General features: G+C 67.7%; 20 protein-coding genes. 6 read left to right on the top strand and 14 right to left on the bottom strand.

All coding sequences use genetic code 11. The features are described from left to right. Positions 1-47: 47 nt before the first annotated feature. The 4 genes from I1E95_RS15475 to I1E95_RS15460 all read right to left on the bottom strand — a co-directional run bounded on the left by I1E95_RS15475 (position 48) and on the right by I1E95_RS15460 (position 7,786). The gene (locus I1E95_RS15475; protein ID WP_197163787.1) at positions 48-1,349 is read right to left on the bottom strand and encodes an SLC13 family permease; all 1,302 of its coding nucleotides are present in this window, start codon (positions 1,347-1,349) and stop codon (positions 48-50) included. Continuing rightward, positions 1,346-4,072, bottom strand: coding sequence for an HAD-IC family P-type ATPase (locus I1E95_RS15470; protein ID WP_197163785.1), 2,727 nt, complete (start codon positions 4,070-4,072; stop codon positions 1,346-1,348). Before I1E95_RS15470 ends, I1E95_RS15475 begins: the two co-directional genes overlap by 4 nt. 66 nt (positions 4,073-4,138) lie before the next feature. Beyond that, positions 4,139-6,565 carry a phosphoenolpyruvate synthase gene (gene ppsA, locus I1E95_RS15465; protein ID WP_197163783.1) on the bottom strand — a complete coding sequence of 809 codons (2,427 nt, stop codon included), beginning with the start codon at positions 6,563-6,565 and terminating at the stop codon, positions 4,139-4,141. 27 nt (positions 6,566-6,592) lie between these two features. Continuing rightward, positions 6,593-7,786 (bottom strand): histidine kinase, encoded by a 1,194-nt coding sequence (locus I1E95_RS15460; protein ID WP_197163781.1) that lies wholly within the window; start codon positions 7,784-7,786, stop codon positions 6,593-6,595. Positions 7,787-7,859: 73 nt separating this feature from the next. Here I1E95_RS15460 and I1E95_RS15455 point away from each other — a divergent pair, with 73 nt between their 5' ends. Continuing rightward, complete coding sequence (locus I1E95_RS15455) at positions 7,860-8,654, top strand: Tic22 family protein (RefSeq protein WP_231594689.1); 795 nt, start codon at positions 7,860-7,862, stop codon at positions 8,652-8,654. Between the two features lie 35 nt (positions 8,655-8,689). On the opposite strand, the gene I1E95_RS15450 is transcribed toward I1E95_RS15455, so the two are convergent. From I1E95_RS15450 to hemH, 5 genes are all read right to left on the bottom strand, one after another. Further along, on the bottom strand, positions 8,690-8,908 hold the full coding sequence (locus I1E95_RS15450; protein ID WP_197163779.1) for a GIVxVP protein: 219 nt from the start codon (positions 8,906-8,908) through the stop codon (positions 8,690-8,692). Next, the gene (locus tag I1E95_RS15445) at positions 8,905-9,285 is read right to left on the bottom strand and encodes a hypothetical protein (protein WP_231595006.1); all 381 of its coding nucleotides are present in this window, start codon (positions 9,283-9,285) and stop codon (positions 8,905-8,907) included. The genes I1E95_RS15450 and I1E95_RS15445 overlap by 4 nt, the downstream gene beginning before the upstream one ends. 29 nt (positions 9,286-9,314) lie before the next feature. Further along, positions 9,315-11,087, bottom strand: a complete 1,773-nt coding sequence (gene ilvB, locus I1E95_RS15440) for a biosynthetic-type acetolactate synthase large subunit (RefSeq protein ID WP_231594688.1) — start codon at positions 11,085-11,087, stop codon at positions 9,315-9,317. A 196-nt stretch (positions 11,088-11,283) separates the two neighbouring features. After that, entirely contained in the window at positions 11,284-11,880 is a 597-nt protein-coding gene (locus I1E95_RS15435; RefSeq protein WP_231594687.1) for a M23 family metallopeptidase, read from the bottom strand. Beyond that, on the bottom strand, positions 11,861-13,036 hold the full coding sequence (gene hemH / locus I1E95_RS15430; protein ID WP_197163777.1) for a ferrochelatase: 1,176 nt from the start codon (positions 13,034-13,036) through the stop codon (positions 11,861-11,863). Before hemH ends, I1E95_RS15435 begins: the two co-directional genes overlap by 20 nt. A gap of 118 nt (positions 13,037-13,154) precedes the next feature. Between hemH and I1E95_RS15425 the strand changes: the two genes are divergently transcribed. The 5 genes from I1E95_RS15425 (at position 13,155) to I1E95_RS15405 (ending at position 17,556) form a co-directional block, all read left to right on the top strand. Beyond that, the gene (locus I1E95_RS15425) at positions 13,155-14,309 is read left to right on the top strand and encodes a site-specific integrase (protein WP_370594597.1); all 1,155 of its coding nucleotides are present in this window, start codon (positions 13,155-13,157) and stop codon (positions 14,307-14,309) included. Positions 14,310-14,356: 47 nt separating this feature from the next. Next, a complete protein-coding gene (gene cobO / locus I1E95_RS15420; protein WP_197163776.1) occupies positions 14,357-15,034 on the top strand; it encodes a cob(I)yrinic acid a,c-diamide adenosyltransferase in 678 nt (225 codons plus the stop codon). An 80-nt stretch (positions 15,035-15,114) separates the two neighbouring features. Continuing rightward, positions 15,115-15,828, top strand: a complete 714-nt coding sequence (gene pyrH, locus I1E95_RS15415) for a UMP kinase (protein ID WP_197163774.1) — start codon at positions 15,115-15,117, stop codon at positions 15,826-15,828. 25 nt (positions 15,829-15,853) lie between these two features. Then, on the top strand, positions 15,854-16,393 hold the full coding sequence (gene frr, locus I1E95_RS15410) for a ribosome recycling factor (protein WP_197163772.1): 540 nt from the start codon (positions 15,854-15,856) through the stop codon (positions 16,391-16,393). Positions 16,394-16,395: 2 nt separating this feature from the next. Beyond that, positions 16,396-17,556 carry an NAD(P)/FAD-dependent oxidoreductase gene (locus tag I1E95_RS15405; protein WP_197163770.1) on the top strand — a complete coding sequence of 387 codons (1,161 nt, stop codon included), beginning with the start codon at positions 16,396-16,398 and terminating at the stop codon, positions 17,554-17,556. On the opposite strand, the gene I1E95_RS15400 is transcribed toward I1E95_RS15405, so the two are convergent. The 5 genes from I1E95_RS15400 to I1E95_RS15380 all read right to left on the bottom strand — a co-directional run bounded on the left by I1E95_RS15400 (position 17,553) and on the right by I1E95_RS15380 (position 23,001). Further along, the gene (locus I1E95_RS15400; protein ID WP_197163769.1) at positions 17,553-17,927 is read right to left on the bottom strand and encodes a Crp/Fnr family transcriptional regulator; all 375 of its coding nucleotides are present in this window, start codon (positions 17,925-17,927) and stop codon (positions 17,553-17,555) included. The genes I1E95_RS15405 and I1E95_RS15400 overlap by 4 nt on opposite strands. Positions 17,928-17,962: 35 nt before the next feature. Beyond that, entirely contained in the window at positions 17,963-19,141 is a 1,179-nt protein-coding gene (locus I1E95_RS15395) for a transaldolase (protein WP_197163767.1), read from the bottom strand. Positions 19,142-19,205: 64 nt separating this feature from the next. After that, a complete protein-coding gene (locus tag I1E95_RS15390; RefSeq protein WP_370594558.1) occupies positions 19,206-21,062 on the bottom strand; it encodes a peptidoglycan D,D-transpeptidase FtsI family protein in 1,857 nt (618 codons plus the stop codon). 2 nt (positions 21,063-21,064) lie between these two features. After that, positions 21,065-21,571 carry a hypothetical protein gene (locus I1E95_RS15385; RefSeq protein WP_197163765.1) on the bottom strand — a complete coding sequence of 169 codons (507 nt, stop codon included), beginning with the start codon at positions 21,569-21,571 and terminating at the stop codon, positions 21,065-21,067. Between the two features lie 59 nt (positions 21,572-21,630). After that, entirely contained in the window at positions 21,631-23,001 is a 1,371-nt protein-coding gene (locus I1E95_RS15380) for a CPBP family intramembrane glutamic endopeptidase (protein WP_197163763.1), read from the bottom strand. Between the last annotated feature and the right edge of the window lie 64 nt (positions 23,002-23,065).

The following is a 23,065-nucleotide window of genomic DNA, read 5'->3' as shown; positions in this document are numbered from 1 at the left end:
GATCGGCTCCAGCCCCCGTCCTGGCGCGCAAGTCAGCCTGCCGACGGTTACCAGTGGTTCAGCCACAGGGCCGAGGCCGCCAGCTGCAGCAGCACCGTGGGAACACCGAAGTTCAGCCACTGGCGGAAGGAGATCGGGCAACCCTCCTGGCTGGCGATGCCGGCGGCCACGAGATTGGCCGAAGCGCCGATCAAGGTGGCATTGCCTCCCAGTGTCCCACCCAGCATCAGGGCAAAGAAGCTGGGGAGCAGGGTCTCAGGAACCGTCCCCCCGGCTCTGAGCAGTCCCGCCTGGCTGCTGCTCTCCAGCAGCACGGGTGTGAGCGTGGCCACCAGCGGAATGTTCGGCACCACGGCGGAAGCCGATGCGGTGCCGAGCAACAGCAGCTGGGCGCCGGCACCGCTGCCGCTCCTGATCAGTCCGCCGAGCATGGAGGCTGCGGACGCCAGCACTCCCTGCCGCTCGAGGGCACCGATCAGCACGAACAGGCCGATGAAATAGAGCAGCGTCGACCAGTCGAGCCGGGAGAGCAGGCGCTCGACACTGATCAGTCGGCAGCGCTGCACCACCAGCAGGCTCACCGCCGCCCCCGCCAGCGCCGTGCCCTCGGGCCTGAGCGGAATCGGAAGGCTCTCACCCCAGAGGAACAGCGGCAGCATCACCAGCACAACCAGCAGCAGCAGGGCGCAGGCACCGGGACGGCGCAGCCGTGGCGCTTCCAGCTGCGGAGGAGGCAGACGCAGTGTCCAGATGCTGCGGTACAGCCAGGGCAGGGTGAGGAGCACCATGACCAGGCTGAGGGCGCCGGCGCTCGCCACCTGCCGCCAGTAGGCGAGGAAGCCCAGGCCGATCTGGCTGGCCACCAGGTAGGTGGCGGGATCGCCGATCACGGTCAGCAGGCCGGCGCTGTTGGCCGTGAGCACCAGCAGAATCAGCAGCGGGCGCGGATCCAGGTCCAATTCCCTGGCCAGCGGTGGCAGCAGGGGGCCGATCAGCAGCACCGTGGCGGCATTCGGCAACCAGGCACAGATGGCGCTGGTGAGCAGTACCAGGCCGAGCAGAAGCCTGCGCCCTTCCCCCCGGGACGCCTCCATCAGGCGATGGGCCAGAACCGGAAAGGCGCCGGTGGTCTCCAGGGCCTGGACCACCACCATCATTCCGAACAGCAGCGTGAGCGTGCCCTGGGCCTGGGCCACGCTGCTGGCCGCTTCGGGCAGGCTGATCGCCCCGCAGAAGATCACCAGGGTCGCCCCCAGCAGGGCCGCTGCCGTGAACTGGGTCAGACCGATGGCGGTGGCTGTGAACACGGCCACCGCCGTGGCCAGGGTGATCCAGGCCTGGTGGCTCAAGATCCGAGCTCCACGGGTCCCAGCTCACGTCCAGCGGGGTCTGTGGTGGGATCCAGCCGTTGTCCCGCCAGGGCCACGGGCAGCATCGGCAGCATCGGCAGAGCACAGATCAGCCACTGGTTCAGGCTCAGGGCCTCGGTTCCGAACAGCTGGTTCATCCACCCCAGCTGGCTGAAGGTCACCTGCAGGATCAGGGCCAGAGCCAGACCCAGGAGCAGCACCGGCGCCTGAGTCAGCTGGCCCCATCCCCGTTCGCCGAGGCGGTGGAGCCCCTTGCTGACCTGGCTGATGCTGAGCAGGTAGACCATCTGGGCCAGCACCAGCCCCTGCACCGCCATGGTGCGGGCGCCGGCCAGATCCAGACCGTTCCGGCGCCCCCAGGCGAAGAGACTGAAGATCAGGGCCCAGTTGAACAGCGACACCAGCAGGATCCGCCTGATCAGACCGCCAGTCAGCAGGGGCTGGCGGGGAGGTCTCGGCGGCTGGAGCATCAACCCTTCGCACCTGGGCTCAAAGGCCAGCGGCACCGACATGGTCAGCGAGCTCACCATGTTCAGCCAGAGCACCTGCAGGGCCGTGACGGGCAACTCCAGGCCCAGAAGCGCAGCCAGCAGGATGGTCATCGAGGCGGCGCCGTTCACGGGCAGCACGAAGGCCAGCGATTTGCGCAGGTTCAGGTAGACGGCACGTCCCTCCTCCACGGCGGCCTCGATGGTGGCGAAGTTGTCATCGGTGAGCAGCATGTCGGCGGCCTCCCGGGCCACCTCGGTCCCGCCTCTGCCCATGGCGATGCCGATGTCGGCCTGCTTCAGGGCCGGGGCGTCGTTGACCCCGTCACCAGTCATGGCGACGATTTCGCCATTGGCCTGGAGCGCCCGCACCAGCTCGAGTTTCTGGGCCGGGGCCACCCGGGCGAAGACATCCAGCCGTTCCACGCTGCTGGCCAGGGCATCGGGCGCAAGACGGGCGATGGCCGGACCATCGAGGCCCTCCAGGGGACCTTTGCCGCTGCCCAGGCCGATCTGGGTTGCGATCGCCAGGGCTGTGTCGAGATGATCGCCGGTGATCATCTTCACCCGGATGCCCGCGGCGCGGCAGGCTGCCACGGCGGCGATGGCCTCGGGCCGGGGCGGATCGAGCATCCCCTGCAGACCCACGAACTGCAGGCCCCGGGCCACGTGATGTTCCTCCAGGCTGGGTTGCTGGGGCTGGGCCCGGCCCACCGCGAAGGCCAGCACCCGCTGGCCACGAGCGGCCATCACGGCCACTGCCTCGTGGATGGCGGTGGCATCCAGGGGCTCATCGCTGCCAGCGGCACTCAGCTGACTCGGGCAGCGGGGCAGTACGGCCTCCACCGAGCCCTTCACCAGAATGCGCGCACTGCCGTGAAGAGTGGCCATGTACTGCCGCTCGGATTCAAACGGAATCGCATCCCTTCGCGGGTGCTCGATCAGGCTGCGCTCGTGATCCAGGCCGGCGGAGCGGGCCGCCACCAGCAGCGCCGTTTCCGTGGGGTCCCCCACGAGCCCGTCCTCTTCGCTGTGGCGGGCGTCATTGCAGAGCAGCCCCGCCAGCAGGGTTTCGCCGATGGCCCGGTTGGCCGCCAGGGAATCCCTGTCCCAGAGACTCTCGAGTGTGCACAGCTCGCCACCGGCGTAGATCTCCTGCACCAGCATCCTGTTCTGGGTGAGGGTGCCGGTCTTGTCGGAGCAGATCACCGTGGTGCTGCCGAGGGCCTCCACGGCCGGCAGCTTGCGGATGATCGCGTTGCGCCGGGCCATGCGGTTGACGCCGATCGCCAGGGTGATGGTCACGATCGCCGGCAGCTCCTCGGGGATCGCCCCCACAGCCAGGGCCACGGCTCCGTCGAACATCTCGGCGGAACCCCGTTGCCGGATCAGACCGACGGCAAAGGTCAGGGCGGCCAGCACCAGGATGATCTTCAGCAGGGTCTGGCTGAACCGCTGAAATTTGCGCGTGAGCGGGGTGCTCAGGCTCTGGCGCTGGCGCAGCACGGTGGAGATCTGTCCCACTTCGGTGGCCCCGGCGCAGGCCACCACCAGTCCTGTGGCCTGGCCAGCGGTGACGAAGCTGCCGGCATGGGCCATGCCACGACGATCCCCCAGAGCGGCATCCACCGGGGCCGCCTGGCACGATTTCGTCACCGGCAGGGATTCGCCCGTGAGCGCCGATTCGTCGAGCCTCAGCTCGCGCACCTGCAGCAGGCGCAGGTCGGCGGGCACCCTGGCGCCAGCGCTCAGCCGCACCAGATCACCGACCACCAGCTGCTCGGAGGGCAGGCGCAGCTCCCGTCCGTCACGCACCACATCCACCTGCGTGCGCACTGAGCGGGCCAGCGCCGCGATCGAGGACTCGGCCCGATCCTCCTGCACGAAGCCGATCACCGCATTGATCAGCGTCACGCTCCAGATCACCAGGGCCTCGCCGAGCGAGTCGATCCAGAGCTTGATCAGGCCGGTGACCAGAAGGGTGTAGAGCAGCGGATTGTGGAACTGATCGAGAAAGCGCAGCCACCCCGGGCGCCCCGGCAGCGCCGTGAGCTCATTGGCACCGAGGCGGGAGAGGCGCCGGTTCGCTTCCTCGTCGCTCAGGCCACGCTCGGGGTCGCTGCCCAGCTGGGTCACCAGCGCGGCGCCTTCGAGGGCGTGAAACGGGGGATTCCGGGAGTTCTCGTCCCCCGGGCGGGTGGTCGGGCCTGACATGGAACAGCGCGACGGGAGGTGACGCTATCGGCCCCGCCTCCAGGCCGACTCGACTCGGCGGCGCGTTCAGCCTGCTGTCGGCAGTTCAGCCTCGATCGCCGCGATCGCCAGGCGGGTGCTGATCACCGCATCGGGATTGAGGCTGATCGAATCGATGCCTTCCTTCACCAGAAAGCGGGCGAATTCCGGGTAGTCGCTGGGAGCCTGGCCGCAGAGCCCGATCGGACGGCCGCAGCGGTGGGCGGTGTGGATGGCGAGGCGGATCATCTCCTGAACGATCGGATGACGTTCATCGAACAGGTCGGCGACAAGGGAGGAATCACGGTCGATGCCGAGAGTGAGCTGGGTGAGATCGTTGGTGCCGATCGAAAACCCGTCGAAATGCCGCGAGAAGGCCTCGGCGCCGATCACGTTGCTGGGCAGCTCGCACATCACGTACACCTTGAGATCGTCCTCCCCACGCACCAGTCCGTGGCGGGCCATCTCCTCGAGCACCCGCTCCCCCTCCTCCGGGGTGCGGCAGAAGGGCACCATCGGGATGGTGTTGCGCAGGCCCATCTGGCGGCGAACCCTCAGCAGGGCCTGGCATTCCAGACCGAAGGCCGGCCGGAATTCCGCTGAGGTGTAGCGGGCCGCTCCCCTCCAGCCGATCATGGGATTGGCTTCGATGGGCTCGAAGGCCCGTCCACCGAGCAGCCGGGCGTACTCATTGCTCTTGAAGTCGGAGAAGCGCAGCACCACCGGCCTGGGATGGAAGGCCGCCGCGATCCGAGCCATCCCCTGGGCGAGCCGGTCCACGTAGTACTCGGTGGGGTCGTCGTAGCCGGCGGTGAGGCTGGCGATGGCCTCGCGCTCGGCCGGATCGCTCACACGCCCGGGTTGGAGCAGGGCCATCGGGTGCACCCGGATGTGGTTGGCGATGATGAACTCCAACCGGGCCAGACCGACGCCATCACAGGGGATGGCCGCGAAGCGGAAGGCCTTCTCCGGGTTCCCCACGTTCATCAGGATGCGGGTGCGCGTGGGTGGCAGGTGCTCCAGCTTCTGCTCCTCCTTCTCGTAACGAAGCAGTCCGCGGTAAACCATGCCGTCTTCCCCTTCGGCGCAGCTGATCGTGATCGCTTCGCCGTCCTGGATGCGTTCCGTGGCGTCACCGCAGCCCACCACGGCAGTGATGCCCATCTCCCGGGCGATGATCGCCGCGTGGCAGGTGCGTCCGCCCTGGTTGGTGATCACCCCCCGGGCCTTCTTGAGGATCGGTTCCCAGTCGGGATCGGTGCGCTCGGTCACCAGCAGATCACCCACTTCGAAGCGATCGATGCCACTGGGATTGAGGATCACCCGGGCGCGACCGCTGCTGATCGAGGCGCCGATGGCGCGTCCGTGGGTGATCAGCTCCGCGTCATGGGGCTTGAGCGACCAGCGGCAGAGCACCGAGTCCGATCGTCTGGATTCGACCGTTTCGGGACGGGCCTGAAGAATGAACAGCTCGCCGCTCTCGCCGTCGCGGGCCCACTCGATGTCCATCGGTGTGGCCGTGCCGTGGCGGGCGCTGTAGTGATCCTCGATCAGGCAGGCCCAGCGGCCCAGGGTCAGGGCCTCGTCATCGCTGATGGCATAACGGCCGCGCTCCGGGAGCGGCACGGGTTCGTTGCGCACCGTGCCACCCTCGTCGTACACCATCCGGATCGCCTTGCTGCCCAGGCGCTTGCTCACGATCGCGGCATAGCCCTCCCGCAGGGTGGGCTTGAACAGCAGGATTTCATCGGGATTCACCGCGCCCTGAACCACGTTCTCGCCCAGGCCGTAGGCCGCATTGAGCAGCACGGCGTTGCGGAAGCCTGTTTCGGTATCGATGGTGAACATCACACCGGCAGCGCCCAGATCGGAACGCACCATGCGCTGCACACCGATGGAGAGGGCCACTTCCAGGTGATCGAAGCCGTTGATCTGGCGGTAGGAGATGGCCCGATCGGTGAACAGGGAGCTGTAGCAGCGCAGGCAGGCGGCCAGCAGATCCTGCTCTCCGCGCACGTTCAGGAAAGTCTCCTGCTGGCCGGCGAAGCTGGCATCCGGGAGATCCTCCGCCGTGGCACTGGAGCGAACCGCCACCGGGCCGGCTCCCAGCTCGCGATAGGCCGCAGCCACGGCATCGGCGAGCTCGGGCGGCAGGGAAGCCCCAAGGATGAGCTCCCGCGCCCGCTGACCGGCCTGCTGAAGGGCCGTGAGATCGCCGCTGTCCAGATCGCCCAGGATCGCCCTCAGAGGACTCTCCAGCCCATTGCATGCCAGGAACAGGCGGTAAGCGGTGGCGGTGGTGGCGAAGCCGCCGGGCACCCTCACTCCCTGGCTGGTCAGCTCCCGGATCATTTCCCCCAGAGACGCGTTCTTGCCGCCCACCTCGGCGATGGCGCCGATGCCCACCTCTTCGAAATTCCGCAGCAGGGGTGCGTCGCTCCTGGTGATGGCGGGCTGGGTTGAGCTGGGGCCCATGGCGATCGACTCGGGCAGAGGCCCAGGCTAGGAACGGATGGCGGCCGGGTCTGCCTTCAGCGGCGTCAGCCGCAGTTCACCGGCCGGAGGAGTGCCGGGTGCGAGGTCCAGGCGGCTGGCGGCCCCGCGCAGAGCCACCGGCTTGCCGGCCCGCCGGGCTTTGAGGGCATCGCAGAGATCAAGAGGTGTGGCCTTGGGATCGAGCCAGTCGAGCGACCAGGTTCTCGAGGTCTGTCCGGCAAGAGAGGAGACGGCCACCAGCTGGCCCGTGTCGAAGCCGGCAGCCTCCACCAGCCCCGGCGCATAGCCATGGCGTTGCTTGAAGGCCAGCTCGAAACGATCCCAACCCGGACCGCGGCTGACGGAGTCGACCCCCAGCTGGGCCAGCGGCAACGGCTCCCGCACGGGAAACGGCCAGACCAGCGTGAGGTTGTCGGGAAGGTCGAGTTCGGCCACCGCCCGGGCCAGGGGGCTCCCCGGGGTCGTCATCACCACCAGGGAGGTGGGTGTGTACCAGCCCACGTCATCGCGCAGCTGATCCATCACCTTGGTATCGGGCTCCACGAGCGCCTGGGGATCGTTGGTGGGACCCACGGTCCAGCCGCCGTTGCCTTCGATCGTCTCCACGAAGCGATCGGCCAGAGCCGCCTGCTCCGCTCCGCCGTCGTGGATGACCATCACCTTGCCCTTGTTGTCCTCCAGCAGGCCCTTCGCCAGCCGATCGGCCTCCAGACTCCGTGACGGCAGCACCGGCCAGATCCTGTCGGCGCCCACCTGGCTGGGCAGGCGACGCAGGGAGTAGCCCCGCTGCAACGGCAGCAGCACGTTCACTCCCCGGCTCTGGGCGATCCGTCCGAACGGCAGCAGATTGACCGCCGGCGGGGCGATCAACAGCTCCGGCATCGGAACGCCGAGCAACAGAGCCTCAGGATCCTGTTCCTGGGGAAGCCAGCCCAGGCCATGGCCCGGGGGGCGCAGCCCGCAGGCCCTGGTTTCCTCCATGGCCAGTCCGTAGCCGCGGCGCAGACCATCTCCCACCCCCGCCAGCAACCCCTCACTGGGAAGCAGCATCAGCACCTCCTGGGGGAAGGGGGTGCTGGCCGCCAGGCTCTGAACCCCCAGCAGCACCGCCGCCAGCCCGACTCCGACACTCCAGAGAGGCAGGCGCGATCCATGCTCCTGGGCGGGAGGTGGTCCGCTTCCCAGTCCGCCAGTGGTCATGGCCTGTACCGTCCAGCCCAGCGAGATTACGTGCAGCTCCGTCCCTAGGTTTGGTCTTCTGCTCGAGGGACGCATGCCGGGCCCCATCGCTCAACTGCCGGCTCCACGGCCAGCGTCCCCTGCGGGATGTTCACGCCGCCGTCGCCTGATTGCCCTGCTGGCCGGCTGCGCCGGGCTGGTGGGCCTGCTGCAGCCTCCGTCAGCGCTGGCGATTCCGGAGCAGGAGGCCATGAAGAAACTGGCTGTCATCCCGGTCTTCGTGCTGACCGATGCCAAGGGAATCCCCCTGCCCCTGCAACGGGAGAAGGCCCTGGTGCTCCCTCTCTACCTTGATCGGGGCAAGGCCGATCAGGAACTGGCCGCCTTTGTCAAGGCCAACCCCACGATCAAGGCCGGGGTGCTGCCCATGCCCATGAACGTGGCCCTGGAGCGGGTGCAGGAGCTCAACAAGTCGTTGAAGGACCGCAAACTGCTCTCACCGGTGATTCCAGCACCATCCGATCTGAGCCAGGCGCGCAGCCTGCTCGGTAAGCAGGGCCTCGATCAGAAGACGATCCAGGAGGGCCTCTCCGTGCCGGTGTTTTTCACCAAGCCGCTGATCACCGTCAAGACGCCCCAGGGGGAGCGTGGTCTCTTTTTCTTCGACTACGCCTCGTTGCAGAAGGCGATGGCCAGCATTCCCGACCGCAACAAACTCACCGTTCAGGCCGCTGATCTCAGCGCCGTGATGGATCAGATCGTGAAGCAGCCGAAGGACACCTACGCCTTCTACCCAACACCGGAGTACTTCCGGTTGGTGGAGCAGCAGTCCAGAACCAGGGGGGCCCGCTCGGCCGGTTCTTCCGCACCGGCGGCCCCACGCCGCTGAACACGATCCGGAGTGGCGGCGGCTGAACGTCTGCCCTAGCGAGGCGAGCTGTCCTCCGGTTCGGCCTCGGGCTTCCCCTCCGGCAGCAGCTGGGTCAGAAGCCCTCCTGCAAGGAGCACAGCAGCGATGCCCAGCGCCAGGGGGCGATTGGTCTGCAGGCCGTCATCAGTCCAGAGTGCGGCGCTGAGGAAGGCACCCCCAAGCAACAGGGTCGGCACCAGCACGATTCCCTTGGCGGTGCGGTTCAGGCTCATGAGTCCTCGGTGTCGCCCTCCTCGGACGGACAACCCTGGGGGCGGATCAGTGACGGCAAGGACTCGGCCAGGCCAGCGCTGATCAGGCCTGATCCCAGGTCATCACCCCCCTTCAGCACCTGGACACGGGCGAGCAGAACCCCATCAGCGGAACCCAGGGGACGCAGATTCACCCGTGTGCGGCGTGGCAAGTGCTGGCGCAGCCAGTCTTCCGCGTCTCCTGAATGCTCAGGGGTCACGCTGATGCAGCCCAGCTGGACGGGATAGCTGCGGTTCTGATCTCCCACCTGGAGCAGCACGCCCGTCCGCACCTGCAGCACCTCCGCGGCGCCAGCGGGCAGGGCGAGGAAGGGATCGAGCAGCAGGGCCACCGCCAGGATCAGGGACAGAAGCAGAGGAAGGGGGCTCAGAGCTTGGCGCCGCAGCTGGGACAGAAGAGATGGGCGCTTTCGGTGCTGAAGCCGCACGAGCCGCACTGGCGGGTGGTGTCGATCGCCAGCTCCGGATGGCTGGGAAGACCCACCATCTGAGCGTTGCTGGCACCTGGAGGAACCATCGGATAGCAGTTCTCGTTGCGGCGCACACGCACATCGATCAGAGCGGGTCCTGGATGGGCCAGGGCCTCTGCCAGCTGCTCGCGGAAGCTGGACCGCTCGCTGATTCCCACACCCTTCACGCCGAAGGCTTCGGCCAGCCGTGGAAAATCAGGCATGCCACGGGTCATCTCCGAGGCGGAGTAACGCTCGCCGTAGAAACTCTCCTGCCATTGCCTCACCATCCCCTGCCAGCCGTTGTTGAGGATGACCACTTTCACGGGCAGGTCGTACTGGGAGAGGGTGCCCAGTTCCTGGATGTTCATCAGGATGCTGGCGTCGCCGGCCACACAGATCACCTGGTCGTCAGGAAAGGCCACCTGGACGCCCATGGCTGCCGGTAATCCGAAGCCCATGGTGCCCAGGCCGCTGCTGCTGATCCAGTGACGTGGGGGGTTGTTCAGGTACTGGGCGGCCCACATCTGATGCTGTCCCACATCGGTGGTGACGAAGGCGTCGGGAGCCAGGTCGCGCAGGGCCAGGACCACCTCCTGGGGGGCGATGGCCCCCTCCGGAGTGGGGATCACCAGCGGGTAATGACGCTTCCAGCGGCTGATGCGCTCCAGCCAGGGAACGGTGCGGCCGTTGTCGCTCTCCCCGACCGAGGCCTCCAGCAGGGCCTCCAGGGCCAGGCGCACATCGGAGACGATCGGCACCTCAGGCAGTCGGTTCTTGCCCACCTCAGCCGCATCGATGTCGATGTGGATCACCTGGGCGCGGGGGGCGAAGCTGTCGAGCCGCCCGGTGACCCGGTCGTCGAAGCGGGCACCGGCGGCGATCAGCAGATCGCATTCGGTGACGGCGAAGTTCGCGTAAGCGGTGCCGTGCATCCCCAGCATGCCCACGGCCAGCGGATGGCGCTCATCGAAGGCACCCTTGCCCATCAGGGTGGTGGTGACCGGCAGCTGGAAGCGCTCGGCCAGGGCGATCAGGGAGGTGTGGGCGCCGGAGCTGATGGCGCCGCCACCCACGTACAGCAGCGGGCGGCGGGCCTGGCGGATCAGCTCGATCCCCTGGGCGATCCGCTCAGGGGCGGGGCCAGCGGGCAGCTGATAGCCCGCGGGAATGGCCCTGCCCGGTTCCACGGGGGTGTAGTCGAACTCTTCGAGCCCCACATCCTTGGGGACATCGATCAGGACCGGACCGGGGCGGCCCGTGGAGGCGATGAGAAAGGCCTCGGCCACGATCCGGCCGATGTCAGCGGGATCGCGCACCACCCAGGAGTGCTTCACGATCGGCAGGGTGATGCCGAAGATGTCGGTTTCCTGGAAGGCGTCCGTGCCGATGGCGGCCCGGGGCACCTGGCCGGTGATCACCACCATCGGCACGGAGTCCATCTGGGCCGTGGCGATGCCGGTGACCAGGTTGGTGGCGCCGGGTCCGGAGGTGCCGAAGCAGACGCCGACCCGTCCGGTGGCCCTGGCATAGGCGTCAGCTGCGTGGGTGCCCCCCTGTTCGTGCCGGACCAGCACATGCTTCAGCCAGCCACGGCTCTCAGCCTTGTGCAGAGCGTCGTAGATGGGCAGGATCGCACCGCCGGGGTAGCCGAACACATCGGTGACGCCGTGACGATGGAGGGCATCCATCAGGGCGTCAGCACCGCTCAGACGTCCAGGAACGACAGGGGCAGCAGCCTCAGCGGGAGCCCGGACGTCATCGCCGGTAACGGGCCCTGCCGAGTGGGCTGCGGGGCTGACGGTTGTCGAGGTCGTTGTCGAGGTCAAGGTGGTCACGGTCACGGTGGCGGGCAACACACGTAACGAAGACCATCAGCGTAGGAGCTCACTTCCGACCTTGGGAGAACTGTTGCGGGGACTGTGGCTGCAACCGCCGGCCACGCACCATCGCCCGGAGAATCAGCCCCGGATCGAGCCAGGTCCCCCGGTAGCGGATTCCCCAGTGGAGGTGGGGGCCCGTGGTGCGTCCGCTCATCCCCACATGGGCGATCAGCTGGCTGGCCCGCACCTGCTGGCCCCGGCGCAGCAGCACCGGGCCACTGGCGTAGGTGTCGCCAAGGACCGTTCCGCCGAGGTGGCAGTACATGTGCTCGTACTCGCCAGAGCGGATCACCACCCCCACACCGCAGCCGCTGTCATGGAAGACGTCGGCCACGGTGCCGCCCCACCAGTTGCGGATCGGCGTACCGAGCGGTGCGGCGATGTCGAGGCCGGAATGCATCTCCCGGCCGCCGCCCGGACCGGTGCGGCGTCCGAAATGACTGGTGTAGCCAGCGAAGTGGACGATGGGGAACACTCCCCGCGCCCAGCGCAGATCCGATCGGGCCGGCTGGGGAAACAGACCCAGGTCAGCGGCCAGGCCGAGCTGCAGACCCACCAGGCCGGCCAGGAGTCCGCGAGGTCTAGAGGAGGCCGATGGCATGGAGCGGACCCCGACCACTCAGCAGCTCCAGCAGAAAAGCCGAGAAGCCGAGCATGGCCAGGCGTCCGTTCCAGACCTCGGAGCTGTTGTTCCACCCCCAGGCCCATTTGTCCTGGGGGTAGAGCTTCACCTGGGTGGGCAGGGAGGCGGCCTGATCCAGGTTCACTTCCGGGCCGGCCTGGGCCAGTTGCACCAGATCAGCCAGACCCTTGATGAAGGTGGGATAGGTGTCGAGAGCGGGCACACGCACGAAGTTGCTGATCCCGGCTTCCGTGGCGATCTCCCGGTATTCGATGTCGATTTCCTCGAGGGTCTCGATGTGTTCGCTCACGAAGCTGATCGGCACCACCACCAACTCCTTGACTCCTTCCTCCCCAAGCCGCACGAGGGCTTCGTCGGTGTAGGGCTTGAGCCATTCCACCGGACCCACCCGGCTCTGATAGGCCAGGGTGGAGGGATTGGGATGGCCGAGCAGCTCGTCCAGCTTGGCCATCACCAGCCTGGAGCAGGCTTCGATCTCCTGCTGATAGGGATCACCGGCTTCCTCCACGTAGCTCCTGGGCACGCCGTGGGCGCTGAAGAACACGTGGGCTGTGGCGGGATCGTGGCAGCTGCGCACGCCAGCGGCGATGAGTTCGGCCATCGCCAGCACGTAGCCGGGATGGTCGTACCAGCTGCGGATGCAGCGAATCGGCAGCTTGCTGAAGGCGGGATCGGCCTGGCGCAGGCGCTGGAGTTCGCGAAAGCTCGAGCCGCTGGTGCTGATGGAGAAATGGGGATAGAGCGGAAGCACCACCACTTCATCCACCGAATCGGCCTTGATGTCGCCCACAGCCGATTCCGTGAACGGATGCCAGTAGCGCATCGCCACGTAGGTGGTGGCCTGGACCCCGCGCTGGCGCAGCTCACTCTGGAGCTCGCGGGCCTGCTGCTCGGTGATGCGCCGCAGGGGGGAGCCGCCGCCGATGGCTCGGTACGCCTCCTTGGACTTGCTGCTGCGCAGGGTGCTGATCAGCCAGGCCAGGGGCTTCTGCAGCAGAGGTGTGGGCAGCCGGATGATCTCCGGATCCGAGAACAGGTTGTACAGAAAGGGGCCGACATCTTCGATGCGCTCAGGCCCGCCGAGGTTCAGCAGCAAGACGCCGACCCTGGCCATACCTGAAGTGGTCCATCGAATGGCTCAGAGCGTAACCCTGCTGGAGCCCGCTGGCGGTGGCGAGCACTGATCGATATCCTCGGCGCGCCCATCGCCGCACCCTGATCTGACCGTTGCCCTGAGCGCGTCCCTTGCCGCGATCGATGCGGCACTGAGCCAGGAGAATGCCCGTCTGGCGGCCAGCGGCCTGGCCCTGCGGCTGGAGCGGCGGGGAGGGCGGCTGGCCCTGCGCGGGCCCCTGCCCTGCCCACGGGGAGGCCCCCCGAGGGTGCAGCGCCTGAGCCTGGGCCTGGAGGCCAGCCCCAGTGGTCTCAACCAGGCCCGGCGGGACCTGAAACGGGTGAGCCAGGCCCTGCGCCAGCAACGGTTCGACTGGGGCGACTGGGGCCGACCCAGCGCAGCGGCTTCGGCGCTGGAAAGGCTCGAGGATTTCGAGAAGGCCTTCTTCAGCGATCCGCGCCGGCGTCGCAATCCCGCCGGCAGCCGCACCACCTGGAGCGCCGCCTATCAGCCGTACCTGCGCCGGCTGCGCGCCCGCCTGGAGCAGGGGGAGCCCCTGGTCAGCGAGCTGCTGGTCCAGGTCCTGGAGGCCTATCCCCCCGCCAGCCGCAGCCGTCAGCAGTGCGGTACCGCCCTGGCGTCGCTGGCCCGGCAGCTGGAGCTGCCCCTTCCCGCCGACTGGCGTGAGCGGGCCGCCGGCTATGGCCTGCACCAGGCCCAGTACCGACGGCTGCCCAGCGATGCCCAGCTGCTGGAGTGGGTGGAGCGCATTCCCAACCCCCGTTGGCGCCTGGTGTATGGCCTGATGGCCACCTACGGCCTGCGCAACCATGAGGTGTTCTTCGCGGATCTCTCCGCCCTGGCCCCAGGAGGTGACCGGGTGATCCGGGTGCTGCCCACCACCAAGACCGGGGAGCACCAGGTCTGGCCCTTCCAGCCCGACTGGGTGGACCGGTTCGATCTGGCCCCTCTGGGCGAGGGCGGCGACCGCCTCCCCGCTGTCTGCACCGACCTCCGGCGCACCACCCTGCAGCAGGTGGGCCGCCGGGTGTCCGAGCAGTTCCGCCGTTACGAGCTGCCCTGCACCCCCTACGACCTGCGCCACGCCTGGGCCGTGCGCACGATCCACATCGGCCTGCCCGACACGGTGGCCGCGCGGATGATGGGCCACTCGGTGGCGATCCACACCCGCACCTACCACCACTGGATCACCCGCCGGGATCAGCAGCAGGCCGTCGATGCGGCCCTGGCCCGCCAGCGGCCGACCCTCTGAGGCCACCAGCGCGCCAGAGTGCCCAGCGGTTGCCGAAGTCAGCGTCCATGTCCGACTCTCCAGCGACCGACCCGCTCGATCAGGTGGCGGCTGAGCTGGGGCCTGGCGGGGATCTCGCCCCCGAGCGCGATGTCGAGGCTTACCGCCGCCGCATGCAGCGGCGGCGGGAGGTGCAGCAGCAGCGGGTGGGGGAACGCAGCCTTGAAAAGGGGCTGGTGCTGGTGTTCACGGGAGATGGCAAGGGCAAGACCACGGCCGCCCTGGGACTGGTGCTGCGCACCCTGGGCCATGGCGAGGGTGTGGCGGTGGTGCAGTTCATCAAGGGCGGCTGGCAGCCGGGTGAGGCCCGGGCCCTGCAGCTCTTCGGTGACGACCTGGCCTGGCATGCCCTCGGCGAGGGCTTCACCTGGGAGACCCAGGACCGGGAGCGGGACCGGCAGCTGGTGCAGGAGGCCTGGCAGCGCTCTCTGGCCTATCTCGCCGATCCCGCCCGCAAGCTGGTGGTGCTCGATGAGGTCAATGTGGCCCTCAAGCTGGGGTATCTCGAGCTGGATCAGGTGCTTGAGGGTCTCGATCGCCGGCCGGAGCTCAGCCACGTGGCCCTCACGGGCCGGGGAGCTCCCCAGGGCCTGATCGATCGCGCCGATCTCGTGACCGAGATGAAGCTGGTGCGCCATCCCTTCCGCGAACAGGGGGTGAAAGCCCAGGCCGGCATCGAGTTCTGACCCTCGCGGTCGGCACGTCTGCATCTGCTGGAGCGCTTGCTACTCTGCCGCCGACTGTGTTCGCCGTGCGCGGAATTCCGATGGCTTACCAGCGTGTTCTGCTCAAACTCAGCGGTGAGGCGCTGATGGGAGAGCAGGGCTACGGCATCGATCCCGCCATTGTCCAGGCCATCGCGGCGGATGTGTCGGAGGTGGTCAACAACGGCAAGGAACTGGCCATCGTGGTGGGCGGAGGCAATATCTTCCGCGGTCTCAAGGGGTCCTCCGCCGGCATGGACCGGGCCACCGCCGACTACGTGGGGATGCTGGCCACCGTGATGAACGCCATCACGCTCCAGGACGCGCTGGAGCGGGTGGGGGTGCCCACACGGGTACAGACCGCCATCGCCATGCAGGAGATCGCCGAGCCCTACATCCGTCGCCGGGCCATTCGTCATCTCGAGAAGGGACGGGTGGTGGTGTTCGGCGCCGGCTGCGGCAACCCCTTCTTCACCACCGACACCACCGCCGCGTTGCGGGCCGCTGAAATCAACGCCGACGTCGTGCTCAAGGCCACCAAGGTGGACGGGGTGTATGACAAGGACCCGGCCCGCCACACCGACGCCATCCGCTACGACCAGCTCACCTTCCAGGACGTGCTCAGCGGCGAGCTGGCCGTCATGGACAGCACCGCCATCGCCCTCTGCAAGGACAACGCCATCCCGATCGTGGTCTTCGACCTGTTCGGGCCCGGCAACATCGGCCGCGCCATCGCCGGTGAGCCGATCGGCACCCGCATCGTTCCTGCCGGCTGACCCCGGACCCTTCCCCCCACCGCCCATGGATCTCGACGCCAGCATGCGCAAGTCGCTGGAAGCCACCCAGCGCACCTTCAACACCATCCGCACCGGCCGGGCCAATCCTTCCCTTCTCGACAAGATCACGATCGAGTACTACGGAACCGAAACCCCCCTGCGCTCGGTGGCCAGCCTCTCCACCCCCGACTCCCAGACGATCCAGATCCAGCCCTTCGACAGCGCAGCGATGGCCTCGATCGAGAAGGCCATTGCCATGAGTGATCTGGGACTCACCCCCAACAACGACGGCCGCCTGATCCGCATCAACATCCCCCCGCTGACGGCCGAGCGACGCAAGGAGTTCTGCAAACTCGCCGCCCGCTACGCCGAAGACGGCAAGGTGGCGCTGCGCAACATCCGCCGCGACGCAATCGACAAAGTCAAGAAGCAGGAAAAGGACGGGGAGCTCTCCGAAGATCAGAGCCGGGATGAGCAGGAGAAGGTGCAGAAGCTCACCGACCGCTACATCGCCGAGCTTGAGAAAAGCCTCGCGGAGAAGGAAGCCGACATCCTCAAGGTCTGAGCGTGGCCAGTGCTCCGGCCGGACCAGCCCTGGATGCTGATGTGATCGTGGTGGGTGCCGGTGCGGCAGGTGCTGCAGCGGCCTACCACCTGGCAGCCCGCGGCTGGCGGGTGAGGCTTCTGGAAGCAGGACGACTGCCCCGGGCGAAGCCCTGCGGCGGTGGCATGGCCGCTTCCGTCCAGGGACTCTTCCCGTTTGATCTCAGTCCGGCGGTCGATCGGGTGATCACCAGGGTGCGGTTCACCTGGTGTCTGGAGGATCCCGTGATCGCCGACCTGCCCGGGGAGGCCCCCTTCTGGATCGTCCGCCGCTCCCGGCTGGATCACTTTCTGGTGGAGCAGGCGGTGGGCTGCGGTGCCGATCTGCTCGAGGCCAGCGCCGTGGAGGAGATCACCCGGGAGGGGGATCACTGGCGCGTGCAGACGTCGGCGGGACGGCGGCTCAGCGCCAGGGCTGTGGTGATCGCCGACGGGGCTCACTCGGTCTTCGGCCAGCAGCTGGGGATCGGTTCGCCACAGCCCCGCTTCGCCTCGACCGTGTCGGTGGAGGTGGAGGGTGAGGTGCTGGAGCCCGACACGGCCCACTTCGAATTCGGCCTGGTGCGCCATGGTTTCAGCTGGGCCTTTCCCCGCCAGGGGGGCCTCAGCATCGGTGTGGGCAGCTTCATCGGCCGTGAGCCCCTCGAGGCCGAGGCCGTGCTGGGGCGCCTGCTGCCCAGCCTGGGCCTGCCACCCGACAGCGGCGAGCGGCGGGTGTCTCCTCTGCGGGTCTGGGACGGGCATCACCGGCTCCACCACGACGGCGGTGCCGTGGTGGTGGGAGATGCGGCCTCGCTGGTGGATCCCTTTCTGGCCGAGGGACTGCGCCCCGCCCTGCTCAGCGGCACCCGGGCCGCCGAGGCCCTCGACCGCTGGCTGGGCGGCGAGGCCAGGGCCCTGGAGGGCTACAGCGAGCGCATGCGCGCTGAATGGGGCCAGTCGATGGCCTGGGGACGACGCATCGCCCAGGTGTTCTACCGCCTGCCCCGTGTGGGGTATCAGCTGGGGGTGAAGCGACCCACAGCCCCGCGGCGCATCGCCCAGATCCTCTCGGGGGAGATGGGCTACGGCGACATCGCCCAGCGGGTGATCCGCCGCCTGATGTTCAACCGCTCGCCGAATTAACGCAGGCAGTCCTTGAGCTGACGCAGACGCTGATCGATGGAACAGAGCAGTTCGATGGCGAACATCGGCGATTCCTGGACGGCGAAGAGAAACTTCTCCCGGTTCATCACCAGGATCCGGCAGGGGGTGATGGCCCTGGCATTGCCGAAACGGCGGTGATCCGGGGTGACCAGGGCGCCGGCACCGAAGACATCCCCTTCCCTGATCTCCTCGTGGCCGGCGTCACCGTTCCAGCTGAGCAGGACGCTGCCCTGCAGCAGGCCGAACATGCAGTCGCCGGATTCTCCGGCCTTGAAGATCAATTCGCCCGGGGCGAACTCACGCACCTCACCCTGGGTGGCCAGGGCACGCAGGGTGTCGAGGGCATTCATGGTTCAGGCCAGGGGGGAGCGTCGAGTGTGGCTGATCAGGCACCGACGGCCGCGAGGGCCAGGGGAGCTCCGAGGCCGCCACGCACGTCCTCAGGCACCAGCCTGCCGTCGTGGTCGGTGTCGAGGGCATCGAAGACCGCGTCGCTGCCCAGCCACTCCTCGCGGGTGATGCAACCGTCGCCATCCATGTCGTTGAGCAGGAAGATCTCCTGGGCGGCGTGGGCGAAGGCGGCTTCCCCCTCCAGTTCAGCGAGGCGATGGGCCAGCTGCGCCTCGAGGGTTTCGATCGCCTTGCTGAAGCCGCGGATGCCCTCATCGAGCTTTTCGCTGGCCATGCGATCGGCCGCCATGGCGCTGACGTAGGCGCTGGCATCCAGGCTGAAGCGGGCCTCGGTGGCTGCCGGGCTGAGGGGATCGAGCTTGCGCGGCAGGGGAGCTTCGGTGGTCCGGAGCTGATCGAGGAGTTTCGGTGAAATCGTGAGCAGATCGCAGCCGGCCAGCTCGATGATCTCCTCGATGTTGCGGAAGCTCGCACCCATCACTTCCGTGCGGTAGCCGTGGGTTTTGTAGTAGTTGAAAATCTTGGTGACCGAGATCACACCGGGGTCTTCCGGACCGGGATAGTGCTCACGGCCCGTGTCCTGCTTGTACCAGTCGAGGATGCGACCCACGAAGGGTGAGATCAGGGTCACCCCCGCCTCGGCGCAGGCCACCGCCTGGGTGAAGCTGAACAGGAGGGTGAGATTGCAGTGGATGCCCTCCTTCTCCAGCGCTTCAGCGGCCTTGATGCCTTCCCAGGTGGAGGCGATCTTGATCAGCACCCGCTCCTTGCTGATCCCGACATGCTCATAGAGACCGATCAGCTTGCGGGCCTTCTCGATGGTGGCCTCAGTGTCGTAACTGAGCCTGGCATCCACCTCTGTGGACACCCGTCCTGGGACGATCTGGAGAATCTCCTTGCCGAAGGTGACGCAGATCTCATCGAGAGCTTCCAGCACCACCGCTTCGGCAGGGGCAGCGGCGCCGATCACCGTTCTGGAGGCCCGCAGGGATTCATCGATCAGCCGCTGATACAGCGGAATCTGGGCCGCCGCCAGGATCAGGGACGGGTTGGTGGTGGCATCGCGGGGAGTGAACTGCTTGATCGCTTCCAGTTCACCGGTGTCGGCGACGACCACCGTCATGGCAGCGAGTTGTTCGAGCAGGTTGGGCATGTCCCCAAACGTTGACGTCTGGATGGAGGCTAGCCAGGCACGGCTGGGCCCAACCGGAGCGTCCTCAACCCCGCACCGTTGGCTGAGCGGCGGGATTGGTGCCGCTGCTGGGTGGAACTTTCTCGAGCACCAGCAGGGCTTCGATGATCTCCTTGGCCACCGGTACCGCCACCGTGGAGCCGTAGGCATTGCCCCCCTGGGGTTCATCCACCACCACGAGCACCACATAGCGGGGATCGTCGATCGGCAGGTGGGCCACGAAGCTGGTGATCCGGGCTCCCGGGATGTAAACCCCGTTGAGTGCCTTCTGGGCGGTGCCGGTCTTGCCACCGATGCGGTAACCAGGAACCTGAACGCCCTTGCCACTGCCTTTCTCCACGACCGTTTCCAGCCAGGCCATCACCTGCCTGGTGACGGCGGGTTGCATCAGCTGCAGGCCGCTGGGGGGAGGGGCCGGGGCCAGGCTGTCACCGGAGCGCAGGCCGCGGGTGATGTGGGGGCTCACCAGACGGCCACCGTTGGCGAGCATGGCGTGCAACTGCAGCAGCTTCAGCGGCGTCAGTGAGAACCCCTGACCGAAGGCGGCCGTCGCCGGTTCGATCGGCTGGGTGGTGAACTGCTCGCGGGTCTTGAGCTCTCCGGCCACGGCCCCTGGCAGATCGGTGTCCAGAATGGTGTCGATGCCGATCCGGCGCATCCACTCCCAGTAGATGGAGGGCTTGAGACGGCGCATGGCCTGCACCATGCCCACGTTGCTCGAGACCTGAAGAACGGTGGCGAAATCCAGAATGCCGTTGGCGCGGCGGTCGTGGTTGAAGATCGGCCAGCCTCCGATCGTGAGCTGACCGACGTCGTTGACGGTGCCGTTGGGCTGGATGGCCTTCTCCTGAAGGGCGATCGCCAGATTGATCGGCTTGAAGGTGGAGCCAGGTTCGTAGAGGTCCTGCACCGACCATTCCCGGAACAGACCCGGGGAAAACTTCCAGAACCTGTTGGGCTCGTAGCTGGGGCTCGAGGTGAGCGCGAGCATCTCGCCGTTGCGCACATCCATCACCATGGCGGAACCCCGCTTGGCCTTCCACTGCTTCAGCTGTCTGGCGAGCGCCTGCTGGGCCACCTGCTGAAGGCGGGAATCCAGGGTGAGCTGCAGCCGCAGATCATCGGTGTAGAGAACGCCGGCCTGGAGACCGTCGGGCAGAGGGGTGCCATCGGCGCCGCGGCGCATCTGACGAGTGGTTTCCTGACGGCGCAGGTCCTTGTCACGGCTCTGCTCCAGACCGGCCTGGGCCACCCGCTCCAGGTTGAGGAAGCCGACCACGTTGGCGAACAGCTGACCCTGGGGATAGATCCTCTGGGGGTAGGGCTCGAGGTCAAGGCCACTGATGCCGAGCTCCCGCAGACGGCGGGCTGTTTCCGGATCGAGATCCGTGGCGAGCTTGACGCCGGTCTTGCGGCCATCGATCGTGCGCATCAGATCCGCTGAAGGCACCATCAGCACTTTGGCGAGTTTCTCGACCGTTTCCGCACTGCTGCGGATCAGGTTGGGGTCGTCTCCGGGAAAGTTGAAGTAGCGGGGATGGGCCCAAAGGGTGAAGCGTTCCTCATCCAGGGCCACCAGCCGGCCCTTGCGGTCAACGATCGGCCGTCGCTTGCCGATCGGTTTCGTCTTCTGGGTCTGGATCGCCCGGGCCCGCTGCTGCAGCCGGTCACCCTCCTTGACCTGCAGCCAGGCCAGACGTCCGGCCAGGCCCAGCATGGCCAGGCAGAGCGTGAGATACACGGTGAGCAGGCGGCCGGCCGGCACCGGCTGCAGCTGGATCACCCGGCGTCTGCTGCTGTGGGTGTTGTCCGCCTGCGGTGAACCGCGCCCCCCTCCATGGAGGGGGATGGGGGGGGACCCAGTGGCGGAGCGTCGGACCACCCTCAATACCCAGCGCGAACGATCCGGGGGTCGAGGCTGATCCGGCTCAGCTCCCCACCGAGCGTGCGGGGGTCGAGCGCCTGGAGGCTGAACGGCCTGCTCTGGGGTTGGCTGGCCGTGGGATTGGACAGGCCCTGAGGAGCCCCGGCGCTGGGGGAAGGCAGATGGATCAGGCGCTGGAGGCTGGTGGGCACCAGCAGGCCGGGACGGCGAGCCATCGCCAGGTGGTGCTGCTCAAGCACCGCGGTGGATTCCTGAAGCCGGTGCTCCAGCACCTGGGTCGACTCCAGCAGCTCAAAGCTGCGGGTCCACTGACCCTGCCAGTGCAGGGTGAGAGCGGTGAGACCCACCATCGAGAGGCCGAGAGCCACAAGCAGGCCATCGGAGGCCCTGTGCAGACCGGCCAGCCAGGGGGCCTGGCGAACCACGCGCCGGGCGGAGAAGGAGCCCTGGATCAGTTCCAGGGAACGGCGCCTGAAGAAGGGCTGGGGCGACGGAACGGCGACCACCGGAACCTGACGAATCTCCGCAAGTGAACCATGGGGCGCAAGGGGCAGCAAGGCGACGATCAGCGTGCCAACAAGAGCAGGTTGGTGAAGGTGAGTCCGTTCCAGAGAGCGTGGAGCCCCACGCAGGTGCTCAGGCGGCCACTGCTCAGACGCAGCCAGCCCAGACCCAGGCCAAGGGTGAACAGGGGGGGGAATTCGCCGAGGCTGAGATGAGCGATGCCGAAGACTGCGCTGCTGATCAGCACCGCGGGCAGGGGCCCGATCTCCCGACCCACCACCGGCAGCAGAACGCCACGGAAGATGGTTTCCTCGAACAGCGGGGCCAGCACGATGGCCGTGAAGGCGAAACAGGCCAGGGTCAGGCCGTTGCCGCTGCGCAGCACCAGCTCCAGCAGTGGATTGCTCCCGCCGACGTCAATCCAGAAGTGCTGCTGCAGCCAGCCCACCAGGGACACCAGGGGCAGCACGATCAGCAGGTACTTCACCGACTTGCGCAGGGCTGAACCCAGCGGACGCCAGCGGAACTGAAGCCAGCCGCTCTCCGGGGCCTCACCACCCGACCGCAGCAGAATGACGAGCATCAGCAGCGGGGCGGCCATCAGCCCGAGGTACATGGTGAGCACCGTGAGGCCATCGGCGAGCGGAGGCTTGATCGCCAGTGCCGAGAGCGTGGCCTGCAGCAGGGGACCCAGCAGCACCGGCGTGAGCACTTCCCCCAGCAGCACGAAGCCTCCCGCGATCAGAAGCACCACATCGATCACCCCCAGATCGGGGCCCACCAGGGCAGGCAGCGGAGCCTGCTTGCCACGCCAGCGCAGCCAGCCTTCCCTCAGCAGCAGCGCCAGTCCGGCCAGCAGGGCCACGGCCGGCAGCAGGTTGATGCCCAGCAGCTGCAGCAGGGCCCGTCGCTCGGCGGCCGGCTCGGAGCACTCGCTGGCCATGTCGCCCAGCACTTCGCAGCTGAGACGCCGCACCAGCGGGTCCTGGAGCATGCCCACCGCCTCGACGGGTCTGCTGCCCCCCTGGGGCAGCAGGAGCAGCTGCTCGATCAGGGGCCGGTCCTCGTTGGCGACAAGCCGTTGCAGTTGAAGCAGCAACGGCCGTGCGGCGTCCGGTTGCCCCTGGCGCAGCTGCAGCAGCGCCCGCTCCAGCAGGCTGATCCTGGCCTCGCGTTCACCGCCGGCCTGGGCGGTTCCCGGGGCCGTGGTGCTGTCGCCGCTCTCCTCCGCCTGCAGGTCCAGCTCCGCCAGCAGGAGAGCTCCAGGGTCCACACCCACCAGCAGCGGCCGCAGCGATGGCGGAACCGCAGGGTCGGCCAGCACACTCAGTTCCAGTTGCCGCCGGGAGAGGTCGTCACCCACCGACGGGCGATCCAGACTCTCCAGCAGCCCGTTGAGCCAGAGCAGCAGGCTCAGCACCAGGCTGGCCATGGCCAGCCCCACTTTCAGGGACCCGGCCCGTCCTCGCCCTCCTGTTGCCACCCGAGCTCCTCGC

The sequence above is a fragment of the Synechococcus sp. CBW1107 genome, assembly GCF_015841355.1.
GTDB lineage: Bacteria > Cyanobacteriota > Cyanobacteriia > PCC-6307 > Cyanobiaceae > Regnicoccus_A.
This window is presented reverse-complemented; position numbering and strand designations above follow the sequence as displayed.

Coding starts and splice junctions, on each gene's coding strand:
- hemH (WP_197163777.1), bottom strand. CDS start 13,036: ATGGCCAGGGTCGGCGTCTTGCTGCTGAACCTCGGCGGGCCTGAGCGC.
- I1E95_RS15380 (WP_197163763.1), bottom strand. CDS start 23,001: ATGGCCAGCCTGGTGCTGAGCCTGCTGCTCTGGCTCAACGGGCTGCTG.
- I1E95_RS15435 (WP_231594687.1), bottom strand. CDS start 11,880: ATGCCATCGGCCTCCTCTAGACCTCGCGGACTCCTGGCCGGCCTGGTG.
- ilvB (WP_231594688.1), bottom strand. CDS start 11,087: ATGGATGCCCTCCATCGTCACGGCGTCACCGATGTGTTCGGCTACCCC.
- ppsA (WP_197163783.1), bottom strand. CDS start 6,565: ATGGGCCCCAGCTCAACCCAGCCCGCCATCACCAGGAGCGACGCACCC.
- frr (WP_197163772.1), top strand. CDS start 15,854: ATGGATCTCGACGCCAGCATGCGCAAGTCGCTGGAAGCCACCCAGCGC.
- I1E95_RS15460 (WP_197163781.1), bottom strand. CDS start 7,786: ATGACCACTGGCGGACTGGGAAGCGGACCACCTCCCGCCCAGGAGCAT.
- I1E95_RS15470 (WP_197163785.1), bottom strand. CDS start 4,072: ATGTCAGGCCCGACCACCCGCCCGGGGGACGAGAACTCCCGGAATCCC.
- cobO (WP_197163776.1), top strand. CDS start 14,357: ATGTCCGACTCTCCAGCGACCGACCCGCTCGATCAGGTGGCGGCTGAG.
- I1E95_RS15455 (WP_231594689.1), top strand. CDS start 7,860: ATGCCGGGCCCCATCGCTCAACTGCCGGCTCCACGGCCAGCGTCCCCT.
- I1E95_RS15400 (WP_197163769.1), bottom strand. CDS start 17,927: ATGAATGCCCTCGACACCCTGCGTGCCCTGGCCACCCAGGGTGAGGTG.
- I1E95_RS15395 (WP_197163767.1), bottom strand. CDS start 19,141: ATGCCCAACCTGCTCGAACAACTCGCTGCCATGACGGTGGTCGTCGCC.
- I1E95_RS15450 (WP_197163779.1), bottom strand. CDS start 8,908: ATGAGCCTGAACCGCACCGCCAAGGGAATCGTGCTGGTGCCGACCCTG.
- pyrH (WP_197163774.1), top strand. CDS start 15,115: ATGGCTTACCAGCGTGTTCTGCTCAAACTCAGCGGTGAGGCGCTGATG.